The organism is Actinocrispum wychmicini, from assembly GCF_004345645.1.
Lineage (GTDB): Bacteria > Actinomycetota > Actinomycetes > Mycobacteriales > Pseudonocardiaceae > Kibdelosporangium > Kibdelosporangium wychmicini.
The window spans coordinates 1,565,226-1,580,290 of sequence record NZ_SLWS01000001.1; the positions used below are offsets into that span (position 1 = coordinate 1,565,226).

Sequence of the window (15,065 nt, forward strand, 5' to 3'; positions counted from 1 at the left end):
ATACAGGCCCTAGCCGACCGCCTTCTCCAGCTCCGCCAACGAATCCTCCAGATGCGTCAGCAGCCGTTGCAGGTGCGGCACGTTCCGGCGGCAGCCGGTCAGGCCGAAGTTCAACGCGCCCGCGTAGCTCGTGATCGTGATGTTCAGGGCCTGCCCGTCGTACGGGATCGACAGCGGGTACATGCCTTGCAGTTCGGCGCCGTTCCAGAACAACGGTTTCTGCGCGCCGGGCACGTTCGAGATGATCAGGTTGAACGGCGGCGGGGTCAGGTTCACGAAGCCCGGGATCGGCGCGAACGCCAGCGGCGCCATGGTCAGCCCGGACAGCGCCAGGATCTGCAACGGGCTCAGCTCGGCCAGTGACCGCTTGGCCACCTGGGCGGACTCGGTGATCTGGGTGAACCGCTCGACCGGGTCGGCCAGGTGCGTGCCCAGGTTCACCAGGATCGCGCCGACCGAGTTGCCGCTGGCCTCCGACCGTTTCTGCTTGCCGCGCAAGGACACCGGCACCATCGAGATCAGTGGCCGGTCGGGCAGCGCGTCCAGTTCGAGCAGGTAGCGCCGCAACGCGCCGGCGCACATCGCCAGGACGACGTCGTTGAGTGTCGCGCCGGTCGCCTTGCGGACCGCCTTGATCCGGTCCAGCGACCATTTCTGGGCCGCGAACCGGCGGGCACCGGTGATCTGGACGTTGAAGATCGTCCGTGGCGCCTGGAAAGGCAGCACCGAAGCCTGCTCGCGCAGGGCCGTCTGGGCGCCTTTGACCACCGCCGGCAGCACACCGGCGATGTCAGTCGTCATGCCCCGCAACGATTCCAATAACGCCAACGGGCCACCTTGGCCGTTCCGTTCGGCCTTCTCGATCGGCGGCACCGCCCAGACCGGCGGCATTCCCATGGTCGTCGAGTCCGTTGAGAGCGCGCGGTTGGCCAGGATGATCGAGGAAACGCCGTCCATCAGCGCGTGGTGGACCTTCGAGTACGTGGCGAACCTGTTGCCTTCCAGGCCTTCGATCAGCGAGAACTCCCACAGCGGGCGATGCCGGTCCAGTAACGAGCCGTGCAGCCGGGACACCAGTTCCAGCAGTTCACGGACGCGTCCCGGCCGGGGCAGCGCGGAGAACCGGACGTGGTACTCCATGTCCAACTGGTTGTCCGTGGACCAGGACCACTGGCCGAGGCTGCCCACCGGCCGTCGCGGCCGCTTGCGGAACAGCTGCTGGACGGTCTCCTCGGCACCGACCAGCGAGTGGTACAGCTGGCTGAGGTAGTCCGGGCCGGCGCCGTCGGGCAACGTGTACAGCTGCAGCCCGCCGACGTGCATGGGATGTTCTCGGGACTCGCCGATCAGGAACATGGAGTCGGTGATCGGCATAAGCGGGATACGCGCCATTTCCTGCCTCCTGTTCCCCACCCGTGGCCTGCAGAAACTACCACCACGCAGGGTAGCCAGGAAGATCGAGCAGTGATACATTCGGCGTATCGTCGTCTCACGTGAGAGGTGTCGATGATCGGGCCTGGTTCAGCGACATGGCGTAACGCCGTGGACTGGCGGCTGTTGCTCGGGTCCGGCCGGGCCTTGCTGCTCCAAGTGGCCCATCCAACTGTGGGGGCCGGGGTCGCGGATCACTCGGACTTCCGGAAGCGGCCTTGGCAACGGCTGCGACGCACGATCGATTCGTTGATGCTTCAGGAATACGGCGGCGAACGCGCGTACACCGAGGCGCGGCGGCTGCGTGAGCTGCACAAGGGCTTCAAGGGTGTCGACCAGCACGGCCAGCGGTACAGCGCGCTCGACCCGGACGCGTACTGCTGGGTGCACGCCACGCTGTTCGAGGCGGGTGTGGACCTGCACGCCAACTTCGGCCCGCCGCTGCCGCTCGCCGAACAACACCGGCTGTACGCGGAATGGCGGTGGCTCGGCGAGGTCCTCGGGATCAAGGCGAGCCGGATGCCGGCCACCCTCACCGGATTCTGGGAGTACTTTCGGCACATGGTCGCCGACGAGTTGGCGGACAACAAGTCCGTCCGGGACGTGCTGGCCTCGCTCGCCGACCGTAAACCCGTCAAACCGCCCTGGCCGCACTTGCCGGACCCGGTGTGGCGGCTGGCCGGGCCGGTCGCGTCCGGTGTGCTGATGACCGCGACGGTCGGCACGCTGCCGCCGCCCTTCCGGAGCCGACTCGGTCTACAGTGGACGAAGGCGGACGAGCTGCGGCTGCGTGCCCTGAAGCGGGCGGTACGGGTGGGCATGCCGCTGGTGCCGCCCAGGTTGCGGTACCACCCGATGGCGTTGGCGGCCCGGCGATGCCGTTGACCGACGAGAGCACGGTCCGGATTCTCGACGCCGCGTTGGAGGTGTACGAGGAGTTCGGACTTCGGCGCAGCTCCGTTGACGATGTGGCCCGAAGGGCCGGCTTGGGGCGGGCCACGGTGTACCGGCGGTTCCCGCAGAAGGGCGACCTGATCGCGGCGGTCGGCCTGCGCGAGGTCGAACGATTCCTCGACGCAGTGGACGTGGAGATCAGCAAGGCGCCCAGTGCCGAGGAGCGGATGATCACCGGGTTCGTGGCGGTCGTGCGCGGGCTGCGGCGGCATCCGTTGCTCAACCGCTTGCTGTCCAGCGAGCCCGAGGCCATCCTGCCCGGTCTGACACTGTCCGGCGGGCCGGTGATCGCGCTGGCCCGGTCGTACCTGGTCGACAAGATCCGCGCCGACCAGGACGCCGGGCTGCTGCCGTTCTTCGACGCGGAACCGTTGGCCGAGATGCTCGCGCGCCTGATCCACTCGATGGTGCTGACCCCGGAGGGCTGTATCCCTTGTGAGGACGAACGCGAGATGCGCGCCTTCGCCCGTACCTACCTCGTTCCGTGGCTCAACATCAGCTGAAGACGAGCAGCGACCGTGCCCCGGTGCCTGTCCGCATCCGCTCGAACGCCTCGTTCACCTCGTTGAGGGAGATCCGGTGCGACACCAGCGGTTCGAGGTCCAGCCTGCCCAGTTCGATCTGCGTCGCCAGCAGCGGGATGTCCCGGTCCGGGTCGCCCGAGCCGTACACCGAGACGGCGATCGTCCGGGCGAAGTGGTACAGCTCCAGGGCGCTGAAGCTCACCTGGTCGTCGCGCCGGCCGACGCCGACGATCGTGACCTTGCCGCCGCGCCTCGCGCATCCCCACGCCGTGCGGATCGTCGCCGACGCGCCCACGCACTCCAGCGCGTGGTCCACTCCGCGGCCACCGGTCAGGCCACGGACCTGCTTGGCGAGCTTGTCGTTGGCGGTCAGGAAGTGGGTCGCGCCGGCCTGCAACGCGAGTTCTTCCTTGGCCGGCGCCACATCCACGGCGATGATCGGTCCCGCGCCGGCCAACCGCGCGCCGATGATCGCCGACAGGCCGACGCCGCCGAGCCCGATGACAAGGACAGATTCACCCGCGCGGACGCCTGCGGTGTTGCGTGCCGCTCCCACGCCCGTCACTACCGCGCAGCCAAGGAGAGCCGCGGTGTCGAGCGGTACGCCGTCCGCAAGCGGCACCATCGTGGCCTCGGGCAGCACGACTTCTTCGGCGAACGCGCCCACACCCAGCGTGACCTGCAGTTCCTTGCCGTCGATCGTGCCGCGCGGCTGGCTGACGTTGCCTTCCACCTGGACACACAGCCAGGGTTGGGAGTTGAGGCAGAACCAGCACCGCCGGCACGCGGGCGCCCAGTTCACCACCACCCGGTCGCCTTCGCGCACCCGCGTGACCTGGTCGCCGACCGCCGCGACCGTGCCGGCGGCCTCATGGCCCAGCACGAGCGGGAACTTCGGCGCGAACGTCCCGTTGACCATGGAGAGATCCGAGTGGCACACCCCGGCCGCCGCCACTCTCACCCGCACTTCGCGCGGCCCGAGCTGGGGCAGCTCGATCTCGGCCACTTCGATGTCGTTGCCTGGTCCGTGTACCACTGCCGCTTGCACCATGGGGTGATTGTCACATCTATCCGTACAGCGTTAGGTATAAAGTCGCCTTACTGGCGAGTAGGAGGTGGTCGACGGTGAGCACAGGCCCGCTGGCGGGACTCCGCGTGGTCGAGCTGGCCGGGATCGGGCCGGCCCCGTTCTGCGCCATGCTCCTGGCCGATCTCGGGGCCGATGTGGTCCGGGTCGACCGCCCCGGCGCCGCCGCGCTGCCCGGTGTGGCCGGCGGGGACTTGACGAACCGGAACAAGCGTTCGGTCATCGTCGACCTCAAGAACCCGGCGGGCGCCGAAGTCGTGCTCCGCCTCGCCGCCCAGGCCGACGTGCTGATCGAGGGCCTGCGGCCGGGGGTGACCGAACGGCTCGGCATCGGGCCGGCCGACTGCCTGGCCCGCAACGGCAAGCTGGTGTACGGCCGGATGACCGGCTGGGGCCAGGACGGGCCGCTCGCCCAGTCCGCCGGCCACGACATCGCGTACATCGGGATCACGGGTCTCTTGCACGCCATCGGCCGTGCGGACGGGCCGCCGCAGGTCCCGCTGAACCTGCTCGGCGACTTCGGTGGCGGCGCCCTGTACCTCACGGTCGGCATCCTGGCCGCGCTGCGGTCCGGGCAGGGGCAGGTGGTGGACGCGGCGATCGTCGACGGCGCCGCCCACCTCGGGACCATGATCTACGGCCTGGTGTCCAAAGGCGGCTGGCAACCCGCGCGAGGCGTGAACCTGCTGGACACCGGCGCGCCTTTCTACGACGTCTACGAGACGTCCGACGGCGAGCACATGGCCGTCGGTCCGTTGGAACCGCAGTTCTATCAGGAGTTCATCCGGCTGCTCGGCCTGGCGGACGAGGATCTGCCCACGCAGCTGGACATTCCACGGTGGCCCGAGTTACGCAAGCGGTTCGCCGAGGTGTTCGCCACCCGCAGCCGTCGCGAATGGACAGACGTGTTCGAGGGCACGGACGCGTGCGTCGCGCCTGTCCTGTCGCTGGCCGAAGCCCCCGAGCACCCGCACATCGCCGCGCGCGGCACGTTGGTCGAGCGGGACGGGTTCGTCCAGCCCGCGCCCGCGCCCCGGTTCTCCGGCACCCCCGCGTCGCTCAGGACACCACCGGCGTTCGCCGGTCAACACACCAGGGCCGCCTTGGCGGACTGGGGTTTCGACGACATCGACGACCTGCTGGCGCAAGGCGCTGTGAAAGAAGGCTGACCCATGAAGATCAGTACGCAGCTGATGTACGCCGGCGACCCGAAGGACCTGATCGAGCAGGTCTCGGCGATGGAGAACGCCGGCCTGGACGCGGTGTGGGTGGCCGAGGCGTACGGCTTCGACTCGCCGACCCTGATGGGATATCTCGCCGCCAAGACCACGACGGTCCAGATCGGGTCGGCCATCCTGCCCATCTACTCCCGCACGCCCGCGCTGATCGCCCAGACCGCGGCCGGTCTCGACGCGGTGTCCGGCGGACGCGCGATCCTCGGCCTCGGCGCCTCCGGCCCGCAGGTCATCGAGGGGTGGCACGGCGTCCCGTACGACAAGCCGCTCGGCCGGACCCGCGAGATCGTCGACATCTGCCGGCGGATCTGGCGCCGCGAGGTGATCACCAACACCGGCAACTACCCGATCCCGCTGCCGGCCGACCAGGGCACCGGGCTCGGCAAGCCGCTGAAGATGCTGACCCGGCCGATCCGCGCGGACATCCCGATCTACATCGCGTCCCTGGGCGACAAGAACGTCCAGATGACCGCGGAGATCGCGGACGGCTGGCTGCCCACCCTGTTCATCCCGGAGAAGGCGAACGACGTCTGGGGTGCCTCGCTCGCCGCCGGCAAAGCCAAGCGGGACGCGAGCCTGGGCGACCTGGAGATCGTGGCCGGCGGGCTGCTCGCCATCGGCGACGACGTCGACGCGGTTCGGGACGCGTCGCGGCCGGTCATCGCGTTGTACGTCGGCGGAATGGGCGCCAAGGGCCGGAACTTCTACAACGACCTGGCCCGCCGCTACGGCTACGAAGCCGAGGCCGAGCAGATCCAGGAGCTGTACCTGTCCGGCCGTAAGGAAGAAGCCGCCGCGGCCGTGCCCGCCGAGTTCGCCGAGCTGATGAACCTGGTCGGCCCGGCCGGGTACGTGAAGGAACGCCTGCAGGCGTTCAAGGAAGCCGGTGTCACCACGTTGAACGTGACCCCGATCGGCGCCGACCCGGCCGCGTTGATCGCACAGGTCAAGGAGTGGCTCGCCTAGCGTGGACGCGCTCTACTACGGCGCTTATGTCGCCACCGTCACCGGATCTGAGTACTCGTCGGGTTACGTGGCGGTGGTGGACGGCCGGATTGCCGCCGTGGGTTCCGCTGTGCCCGCCGGTTTCGAGGGGCTGCGGCGGGTGGACGTGTCCGGGTGCCTGATCACCCCAGGCCTGGTCAACACCCACCACCACCTCTACCAGTGGGGCACCCGTGGGTACGCGCAGCAGGCGGACCTGTTCGGCTGGCTGACGTCGTTATATCCACTGTGGACCGGTATCACCCCGGACATCGTGTCCGCGACTTCGGCGGCCGGGCTGGGAATGCTGGCGTTGAGCGGCTGTACGACCGCGGCTGACCATCACTACGTGTTCCCCACGGACGTCTTCGGCGCGTTGGTCGAGTCCGGGAAACGGATCGGCATCCGGCTGCACGCGGTCCGCGGGTCGATGGACCTCGGGTCTTCGAAAGGCGGACTGCCGCCGGACTCCATTGTGGAGGACACGCAGGAAGCGTTGGCACGTACCGAGTCGGCGATCACGACGTACCACGACCCCGCCCCGGACGCTCGGATCCAGGTCGCGGTGGGCCCGTGTTCGCCGTTCTCGGCGTCCAAGGAACTGATGCGCGCCGGCGCGGAACTCGCCCGCCGACACGGTGTCCGCCTGCACACCCACCTCGCCGAGACAGTCGACGAAGAGGAACAGTGCCTGGCGATGTTCGGCCAGACTCCGGTCCAGTACGCCGAAGAACTGGGCTGGCTGGGCCCGGACGTGTGGCTGGCGCACGGCGTGCACGTCCATGACGCGGAGATCGACCTGTTGGCACGCAACCGAACCGGGGTCGCGCACTGCCCGAGCTCGAACGCCCGGGTCGGCGCCGGGATCGCCCCGGTCCGCTCGTTCCTCGACGCCGGCGTGCCGGTCGGCCTCGGCGTGGACGGGGCGGCGTCCAACGAGTCCGGCGGCCTGGCTGAGGAACTTCGTCAAGCCCTGTTGGTCGCCAGGTTGCGCGGCGGCCCTGCGGCGTTGACCGCCAGGCAGGCTCTGTGGCTGGGAACCATGGGCGGCGCCCAGTGCCTCGGCCGGGACGAGCACCTCGGGTCGATCGAACCGGGCAAACTCGCGGACCTCGCGATCTGGCGCCTGGACACCTTGGCGCACACGGGAATCGCGGATCCTGTTGCCGCACTTGTCTTCGGCCGCGTACCGCCGTTGGAGATGCTGCTCGTCGGCGGTGAGCAGGTCGTCGAGAAGGACCGCCTGCTCACCGCTTCCGAGGCCGAACTGACCCAGAACTTGGCCAGGGCATGCGCCGACCTGGCCAGCTAAGGAGTCAGACGCCGGCAGTGTTGCGGATGAAGGTACGGCTGGCCGCGACGCTGGCGTAGTTCTGGATGCCCTGTGGGTTCGAGCCGCTGTTGCCGGCGGTCGACGCGACACCCACCTGCACGCCGTTGGCCACCTCGGGACCGCCTGAGTCGCCGTGCCAGGCGGCGCCGTTGATGCCTTGGCTGCCGATGGCACGGCCGCCGAAGGCGTCCGTGCTGCGGCCGGTCACGCGGACGTTCGCGGTCTTGAGGACCGGTGACGGCGGGCTCTGGTTGAGGGTGCGGCCCCAACCGAAGATCTGGTTGGTGGAGCCGGTCGCCGGGTCGGCGTTGCCGAGGCGCATGAATGTGGTGTTGATCGGCGCGGTCAGGTGCAGCAACGCGATGTCACCGTTGGGGGACGTCACCTGGCGGTCGACCTGACCCCGGACACCCTGGTCGAAATTCACGTTCCCGACCAGAACGTGCATTCCGGACGCATTCTCGCAATGGCGGGCGGTCATCACCCATTGCGCCGCGATGATCGTGCCGGAGCATTCGAATCCGTCGAACTGGCTGCCGCCCTGGTCCCAGTAGATCTGGGCGCCCCACGGCGCCGAGCCGACCGTGCCACCCCCGATGATCTGCGGAGACACACCACCGGCCTGAGCGGCCGGGGCGACCGCGAGCGCGGCGAGGCACACCACGGCGGCCACGACTGATTTACGCATGATCCAGTCCTTTCGACGACAATAAGCAGGGAAGTCGTTCGAGACTGGACAAAGTGAACCCCCGTTAACGACGTCCGCGGTACCGACGAACGTCGTTAACGGGGGGAGTGGTCAGAGGAGGTCGTGGATACGGATAGGGAGGTCTCGGATCCGGCGGCCGGTGGCGTGGAAGATCGCGTTGGCGATCGCGGCCGACACTCCGGTCGCGCCCAGTTCGCCGATGCCCTTCGCGCCGATCGGGCTGGCGATCCGATCCTCCTCGTCGATGAACGACACGTCGATGTCCTGGATGTCCGCGTTCACCGGGACCACGTAGCCGGCCAGGTTTCGGGACAGGAACCGGCCGAGATTCGGCTCCAGCACGGACTTCTCCAGCAACGCCTGGCCGTAGCCCCAGATGATGCCGCCGGTCATCTGGCTGCGCGCGGCCAGCCGGTTGATGATCCGGCCCGCGCTGTACACCGCGACGATCCTCGGCACTCGGACCAGCCCGAGGTCGGCGTCCACCCGCACTTCGGCGAACACCGCGCCGTACGTGCGGATCGAGTAGCCCGAGGACTTCTCGTCCGGTGCCCAGTGCCCTTCGGACTCGACGAACTCCAGGCCGGACGCGCCCACCAGGTCCGCCAGCGAGCGGCCGGGCGACGCCTGCAGTTTCTCCATCACGGCCGTGGCCGCGTCCTGCACGGCCGCGCCCAACGCGCCGGCGGAGATCGACCCGACAGTGCCGAAGTGCGGCGGCAATGCCGTGTCGCCGTGCCGGACTTCGACGTCGCCCGGGTCGCAGCCGAGGATCTCGGCCGCCGCCAGCTGGACCAGACCGGGCAGGCCGGTGCCGATCTCCTGCATGCTGGTCTCGACGACGACGTGCCCGTCGGACTGGACGCGAAGCCGGGCCGACGACGTGTTGCGGAACGTGTTCATGGTCGAGACACTCATGCCCCAGCCGATCAGGTCGTCGCCGTCGCGCATCTCGGGTTTGCGGTCCGCCCACCCGAACCGTTCGGCGCCCTGCTGGAGGCACTCCACCAGCGACCTGGCCGAGAACGGCTGGCCGGTCAACGGATCCACCGACGGCTGGTTGCGCAGGCGCAACTCGACCGGGTCGATGCCGAGCCGGTGCGCCAGTTCGTCCATTGCGGACTCCAGGGCGAACACACCGGGACCTTCGTGCGGCGCCCGCATCGGGGTCGGCTGTGGCCGGTCGACCTCCTGGATCCGGGTGCGCACGTCGATCGCTGGGCTGTCGTACAGCCAGGTCGACGCGTGCGTGGTGAACTCGGTGTACTGGTCCACCCTGGCCGCCGCGTTGACGCCGTGGTGCCTGATCGCGGTCAGCTTTCCGGCCGCGGTCGCGCCGAGCGTCACGGTCTGGCTGGTCGCCGGCTGGTGCCCGCTGAGCGAGAACATCTGCGCCCTGGTCATCACGAGCTTCACCGCACGGCCGCTCACCTTGGCCGCGCCCGCCGCCAGGAACACATGCGGCCACACGTATCCCTTGGAGCCGAAGCCGCCGCCGACGAACGGGCACACGATCCGGACGTTCTCGCGCGCCACCTCGAACGCCATCGCGGCCGCCATCTGCGCGAGCCCGGCCGCCTGCGTCGACGTGTGCAGGGTCAGTTGGTCGTCCTCCCACCAGGCGATGGTCGCGGCCGGTTCGATCGCGCTGTGGTGCCGGTCCGCCGTGGTGTACGTCGCCGTCACGACATGGTCGGCCAGTTTCACCTCAGCGTCGAAGTCGCCGACGCTCTCGTCGGTCGGGTGGAACGTGTGACCGCCGGCCGGCACGACTTCCTCGCCCTGCCCGAACAACACCGGCCTGCGCACGTCCGTGTACGTGGCGGTGACCAGGCCGGCCGCGTACTGCGCCTGCTCCAGGGTCTCCGCCAGGACCATCGCTACCGGCTGGCCGTCGTAGTGGATCTGCTTGCCCTGCAACGGGATCATCGAGTGGCCGAGCATCGGGCTGGGCATCGGGGGCATCGGCGGCAGCTCGTCGTAGACCGCCAGGACACCCGGCGCGGCCAGTGCGGCTGTCATGTCCACCGACGCCAACTGTCCGAAGGGGACGGTCGCTGGTGTCAAAGCCGCGTACACCACGTCAGGGACCTGGGTGTCGGCGGCGTAGGTCGCCCTGCCGGTGAGTTTGGCCGGACCGTCCGGCCGGACAACGCTGGTCATCGCGCACCTCCTGCGGTCATCAGGGCGCGGACCGCCGCGCGCTGGGCGAGCGTCACCTTGTACCCGTTGTCCGCGAGCGGCTTGGCGTCCACAAAGGACTCCGCGATCGCCTGTGCGATGGCCTCCTTGTCGTTCACGCTGACACCCCGCAACGCCGATTCGGCCGCGGTGAGCCGCCACGGCCGGTGGGCGACACCGCCGAGCGCGATCCTGGCCGCGTCGATGACCGTGCCGTCAAGGGAGACCACCGCGGCCGCGGAGACCACGGCGAACTCGTACGACACCCGCTCGCGCACCTTCAAGTAGTGCGACCGAGGCGCGGGCGCCGGGACATGGACCGCGACGATCAGTTCGTCCGGTTCGAGGGCGGTGTGCCGTTCGGGGTGATCACCGGGCAGGAGGTGGAACTCGGTCGCCGGGATGGTCCGTTCACCGCGCGGTCCACGCACCTCGATCGACGCGTCCAGGGCGGCCAAGGCGACCGCGAGATCCGACGGGTGGGTGGCGACGCAGTGCTCGCTCCAGCCGAAGATGGCCTGGCCGCTGGTGTCGCCGGCGAGCGCGGAACAGCCGCTGCCGGGCTCCCGCTTGTTGCACGGCACCTTCGTGTCCGAGCGGAAGTACGGGCACCGGGTGCGTTGCTGCAGGTTGCCGCCGACGGTGGCCATGTTCCGCAGCTGCGGGGACGCCGCCCGCAGCAAGGACTCGGCCAGCACCGGATAGTCCACAGTGGTCCGGTCTAGCAGCTCGCTCATCGTGGTGAGCGCGCCGACACGCAGACCGCTGTCCGTGGCGATCCCAGTGAGCGGCAGGGCGGTGATGTCGACGAGCCGGTCCGGCTGCTCGATGCCTTCCTTCAGCCAGTTGACCATCTCGGTGCCGCCGGCCATCAGCCGCGTCCCCGGCTCGCCCAACGCTGCGAGCGCGTCCTCGACGGTGGTCGCGCGGGAGTACGTGAACGTCTTCACTGTACGCTCGCCTCCCGGACCGCAGTGACGATCTGCGGATACGCGGAGCAACGGCAGATGTTGCCGCTCATCCACTCACGGATCTCGTCGGACGAACCCGTGTGGCCCTCGGCGATGCACGCGACGGCGGACATCACCTGCCCCGGCGTGCAGAAGCCGCACTGGAAACTGTCGTTGGCGTGGAAGGCCTGCTGCACCGGGTGTTCGCCGTCGGCGGACAGGCCTTCGATGGTGGTGATCTCGGCGTTCTCCGCCGCGACGGCGAGCATCATGCACGACAGCACGCGCTTGCCGTCGACCAGGACTGTGCACGCGCCGCATTCGCCGCGGTCACAGCCCTTCTTCGTGCCGGTCAGACCGAGACGCTCGCGCAGGGCGTCGACCAACGTCGTCCGGGGGTCCGCCGGGAACTGGCGGACCTGCCCGTTGACGTTGAGTGATTGGTGGTGGGTCACCGCACCACACTATGCGTACAGCGCCTCGATCGCCTGGGAATAGCGGTCGGTGATCACCCGACGGCGCAGTTTCAGGGTCGGCGTGAGCTCACCGGACTCCGGCGTCCACACCGTCGTCAGCACCTCGTACTTCTTGATCTGCTCCACCTTGGACAGCACCGAGTTGGCCGCGACCACCGCGCTTTCCAGCTCCGCCAGGACATCCGGGTGCTTGGCGAGCAGCGCGAGGTCGGTCTCCCCGATGCCCCTGGCCCGCGCCCACAGCGGGGCGGTCTCGTCGTCCAACACGATCAACGCGGTCACGAACGGCCTGGTGTCGCCGATCGCGACCGCCTGGCCGATCAGCGGGTGCGCCCGCAGCAGGCCCTCCACCTTGGTCGGCGCGATGTTCTTGCCGCCGGAGGTGATGATCAGCTCCTTCTTGCGGTCGGTGACGAACACGAACCCGTCCTCGTCGATCCGGCCGATGTCGCCGGTGGCCAGCCAGCCGTCAGCGTCGGTGTCCGGTTTGACCGAGCCGTCCTCCTGCAGGTAGCCGAGGAACACGAGCGGGCCACGGACCATCAGCTCGTCGTCCTCGCCCAGCTTGATCTCCGACCCGGGCAGCGCCTGGCCGACCGAACCGACCCGGTAGCTGTTGGGGATGTTCTCGGTGACGGCACCCGTCGTCTCGCTCAACCCCCACACCTCAAGGACCGGAATGCCGATGCTGGCGAGGAAGTCCAGCACCGCGACAGGGATCGGCGCGGCCCCGCTGTTGCCGCCGCGGTGCAGCTGGTCCAGGCCGATCATGGTCCGGATCGGCAGCAACGCCTTCTCGTCCAGCGCCGCGAGCTTCGCCTTCAACTCGTCGGGCAACGGCTTGCCCTCGCTGCCGAGCCGCCATGCCTCCAGCGCGGCGTCCCGTGCCATCCGCACACCGGCGGCCTGCTCCTCCGGCAACGCCCCCAGCCCGCCCTGCAACGCGGCCGTCATCTTCTCCCAAACCCTTGGCACGCCGAACAACCCGAACGGCCGCACGCCCTGCAGCGCGGGCACGAGCTGGGTGTGGTCGGCGACCAGAGTGGCGTGGCCGGCCCGGAAGATGAGCAGGTAGACGCCGAGCATCCGTTCGGCGATGTGCGCCAACGGCAGGTATGCCACTGATTTTCCGTGTAGCGGCAAAGGATGTACGACATGCACGGACGCGCCCGCGGACAACACGTTGTGGTGGCTGATCACGACACCCTTGGGGTCGCCCGTGGTGCCGGACGTGTAGATCATGCACACCGGCTGCTCCGGCCGGATACTGTCGGTCAGCTGCTCGAACCGCTCCGGGGCGTTGGCGTGGACCGCCGCGCCCTTCTCGTGCACCTCGCGGTACGACACGAACCTGCTGTCGCCCGTCGGGATCGCGTCCTCGTCGATCACCACGATCTTGGCGAGGTTCGGCAGGTCGGGCAGGGCGGGCAGCCAGCGGGCCAGCTGCTCGGCGCCCTCGATCACCACCAACGGCGCGGCACTGTGCCTGGCCACGAAGGCGATCTGTTCGGTGGACAATGTGTCGTACGTCGTGCACGGGATCCCGCCGAGGTGCATCGCCGCCTGGTCGACGATCCAGTGCTCCGGCCGCCGCGACGCCATGATCAGCATCCGGTCGCCGGTCGCCAGCCCCAGCTCGGCCAGCCCATGGGTGACGGCCGCGACGTGCTCGCGGAACTCGGCCCAGGTCAGAGTGGTCCTGTCCGGCCCCCAGTGCGAACTCAGGGCCGGCTGGTCGCCGTACTCGTCCGCGTTGCGCCGCAACAGGGTTGCGACCGTCTGGCCGTCGATCTCCCGCTGTACGTCATCACCGCTGATCAAGACCGCTCCTTTGCGTCCCCTGGCCAAGCCACAGTATCTCTACTCGTCAGTAACGCCAACGGCTCCGTTCGGTGACGTCCTGCGGGGTCGAATCGGCGAAAAGGGCTACCTCACCCTTGCGCACGCCTGCGATGGCCGAAACCAGCTCCGGGCCGAACGCCTCGACCAAGGCCGGTTCGGCCTCGAAGGCGGCCACCGACTGGTCGAGCGAGGTCGGCAGCATCGGCACGCCGTCCAGGGTCACCGGGTCCACGTTCACCGGGTCCGGCAGGCGGGCGCCCTCGGTGATGCCGGCCGCCCCGGCGACCATCAGCCCAGCCAGCGCCAGGTACGGGTTGGCCGCGCCGTCGAAGCACTTCACCTCCAGGTTCGGCGAGCCCGCCGTGATGAACCGCAGCGCCGCCTCCCGGTTCTCCAGGCCCCAGCAGGCGTACGGGCCCGCCCAGGTGGACGGGACCAGCCGCAGGTAGCTGGCCACCGAAGGCGCGCCGACCGCGAGCAGCGCCGGCAGCCGGGACAGCACGCCGCCGATGAACGCCATGCCGTCCTCGGTCATGTCGTACGGCCCGTCGCCGCCCGTGAACAGGTTCTCGCTGCCGCGCCAGACGCTCAGGTGCACGTGGCCGCCGTTGCCCACCCCACCGGCCAGGACTTTCGGCGCGAAGGTGGCGCGCAGGCCGTGCTTCTGGGAGATCGCCCGGATCGTCTCGCGGACGAGGACCAACGTGTCGGCCGCACGGACCGGGTTCTGGGCCGCCACGGACACCTCGTACTGGCCGGCCGCGTACTCCGGATGGATCTGCTCGACCTCGACCCCCTGGCCGCTGAGGGCTTCGAGCAGGTCATGGAGATAGTCGGCCCGCTCGGTGATCCGGGTCATCCCGTACGCGGGACCGTTGCACGCGGGCACGAACTCGTCGCCCTGCCCGATCGACACGCACCACTCGACCTCGAACGCCGCCATCACGGTCAGGCCCTGGTCCTTGAGCTTGTCGACGGTTCGGATGGCGAGGCCACGGGCGTCCGCCGGGTGGACCGCGCCTTCCTGCGTGTACCGGACACCCGGCGCCCACGCCCACCCGGGCTGGGCCGACAACACCGTCAACCGCTCCACGTCCGGCTTCAGCCGCAGGTCACCGACGGGTCCGCCGCCCACGATCGAGTCGTCCAGCAGGAAGTGGTCGAACACCGGGGACGTGCCGACACCGTCCTGGACGGCCCGCGGCAACAGCTTCACCGGCACCGCCTTCACCCGGGTGATGCCACTGGTGTCGACCCAGGTCACCGCCACCGCGAGCACCCCGCGGGCAGTCAAGTTCGCGGAATCCATGGTCTTCCCCTCGCTCCTACGCTTAGGGCTCAATGATCTCCTTCCTGGTG

Annotated in this window: 13 protein-coding genes; 5 read left to right on the forward strand and 8 right to left on the reverse strand. The window is 69.2% G+C overall.

Annotation, left to right across the window (positions count from 1 at the left end; translation table 11 throughout):
- Positions 1-9: 9 nt before the first annotated feature.
- Positions 10-1,383: a WS/DGAT/MGAT family O-acyltransferase gene (locus tag EV192_RS07880; protein ID WP_132113156.1), complete on the reverse strand. Its 1,374-nt coding sequence runs from the start codon at positions 1,381-1,383 to the stop codon at positions 10-12.
- Positions 1,384-1,506: 123 nt separating this feature from the next.
- Here EV192_RS07880 and EV192_RS07885 point away from each other — a divergent pair, with 123 nt between their 5' ends.
- Positions 1,507-2,316 (forward strand): oxygenase MpaB family protein, encoded by an 810-nt coding sequence (locus tag EV192_RS07885; protein WP_132112468.1) that lies wholly within the window; start codon positions 1,507-1,509, stop codon positions 2,314-2,316.
- Entirely contained in the window at positions 2,307-2,888 is a 582-nt protein-coding gene (locus EV192_RS07890; RefSeq protein ID WP_132112470.1) for a TetR/AcrR family transcriptional regulator, read from the forward strand. The genes EV192_RS07885 and EV192_RS07890 overlap by 10 nt, the downstream gene beginning before the upstream one ends.
- Here the strand turns inward: EV192_RS07890 and EV192_RS07895 are convergent.
- Positions 2,881-3,960 (reverse strand): Zn-dependent alcohol dehydrogenase, encoded by a 1,080-nt coding sequence (locus tag EV192_RS07895; protein WP_132112472.1) that lies wholly within the window; start codon positions 3,958-3,960, stop codon positions 2,881-2,883. The two genes, EV192_RS07890 and EV192_RS07895, sit on opposite strands and share 8 nt — an antisense overlap.
- Before the next feature lie 74 nt (positions 3,961-4,034).
- Here EV192_RS07895 and EV192_RS07900 point away from each other — a divergent pair, with 74 nt between their 5' ends.
- From EV192_RS07900 to EV192_RS07910, 3 genes are read left to right on the forward strand one after another with little or no spacing between them, the layout of a single operon-like run.
- Positions 4,035-5,165, forward strand: coding sequence for a CaiB/BaiF CoA transferase family protein (locus EV192_RS07900; protein WP_132112474.1), 1,131 nt, complete (start codon positions 4,035-4,037; stop codon positions 5,163-5,165).
- Between the two features lie 3 nt (positions 5,166-5,168).
- Positions 5,169-6,197 (forward strand): LLM class F420-dependent oxidoreductase, encoded by a 1,029-nt coding sequence (locus EV192_RS07905; protein WP_132112476.1) that lies wholly within the window; start codon positions 5,169-5,171, stop codon positions 6,195-6,197.
- A gap of 1 nt (position 6,198) precedes the next feature.
- Positions 6,199-7,527 (forward strand): 8-oxoguanine deaminase, encoded by a 1,329-nt coding sequence (locus tag EV192_RS07910; RefSeq protein ID WP_132112478.1) that lies wholly within the window; start codon positions 6,199-6,201, stop codon positions 7,525-7,527.
- Between the two features lie 4 nt (positions 7,528-7,531).
- Here EV192_RS07910 and EV192_RS07915 read toward each other — a convergent pair whose 3' ends face one another.
- The 6 genes from EV192_RS07915 to EV192_RS07940 form a co-directional block, all read right to left on the reverse strand.
- Positions 7,532-8,236, reverse strand: a complete 705-nt coding sequence (locus EV192_RS07915; protein WP_132112480.1) for a S1 family peptidase — start codon at positions 8,234-8,236, stop codon at positions 7,532-7,534.
- Positions 8,237-8,347: 111 nt separating this feature from the next.
- Complete coding sequence (locus EV192_RS07920) at positions 8,348-10,420, reverse strand: xanthine dehydrogenase family protein molybdopterin-binding subunit (RefSeq protein WP_132112482.1); 2,073 nt, start codon at positions 10,418-10,420, stop codon at positions 8,348-8,350.
- The gene (locus EV192_RS07925; protein ID WP_132112484.1) at positions 10,417-11,388 is read right to left on the reverse strand and encodes an FAD binding domain-containing protein; all 972 of its coding nucleotides are present in this window, start codon (positions 11,386-11,388) and stop codon (positions 10,417-10,419) included. Before EV192_RS07925 ends, EV192_RS07920 begins: the two co-directional genes overlap by 4 nt.
- The gene (locus EV192_RS07930) at positions 11,385-11,843 is read right to left on the reverse strand and encodes a (2Fe-2S)-binding protein (RefSeq protein WP_132112486.1); all 459 of its coding nucleotides are present in this window, start codon (positions 11,841-11,843) and stop codon (positions 11,385-11,387) included. The genes EV192_RS07925 and EV192_RS07930 overlap by 4 nt, the downstream gene beginning before the upstream one ends.
- A gap of 9 nt (positions 11,844-11,852) precedes the next feature.
- Positions 11,853-13,685: an AMP-dependent synthetase/ligase gene (locus EV192_RS07935; protein ID WP_132112488.1), complete on the reverse strand. Its 1,833-nt coding sequence runs from the start codon at positions 13,683-13,685 to the stop codon at positions 11,853-11,855.
- 46 nt (positions 13,686-13,731) lie between these two features.
- Positions 13,732-15,015, reverse strand: a complete 1,284-nt coding sequence (locus EV192_RS07940) for a type I glutamate--ammonia ligase (RefSeq protein WP_132112490.1) — start codon at positions 15,013-15,015, stop codon at positions 13,732-13,734.
- Between the last annotated feature and the right edge of the window lie 50 nt (positions 15,016-15,065).

Excerpts from the sequence above, each read along its gene's own strand:
- EV192_RS07915 (WP_132112480.1), bottom strand. The coding sequence starts at position 8,236 with ATGCGTAAATCAGTCGTGGCCGCCGTGGTGTGCCTCGCCGCGCTCGCG.
- EV192_RS07895 (WP_132112472.1), bottom strand. The coding sequence starts at position 3,960 with ATGGTGCAAGCGGCAGTGGTACACGGACCAGGCAACGACATCGAAGTG.
- EV192_RS07890 (WP_132112470.1), top strand. The coding sequence starts at position 2,307 with ATGCCGTTGACCGACGAGAGCACGGTCCGGATTCTCGACGCCGCGTTG.
- EV192_RS07905 (WP_132112476.1), top strand. The coding sequence starts at position 5,169 with ATGAAGATCAGTACGCAGCTGATGTACGCCGGCGACCCGAAGGACCTG.
- EV192_RS07885 (WP_132112468.1), top strand. The coding sequence starts at position 1,507 with ATGATCGGGCCTGGTTCAGCGACATGGCGTAACGCCGTGGACTGGCGG.
- EV192_RS07940 (WP_132112490.1), bottom strand. The coding sequence starts at position 15,015 with ATGGATTCCGCGAACTTGACTGCCCGCGGGGTGCTCGCGGTGGCGGTG.
- EV192_RS07920 (WP_132112482.1), bottom strand. The coding sequence starts at position 10,420 with ATGACCAGCGTTGTCCGGCCGGACGGTCCGGCCAAACTCACCGGCAGG.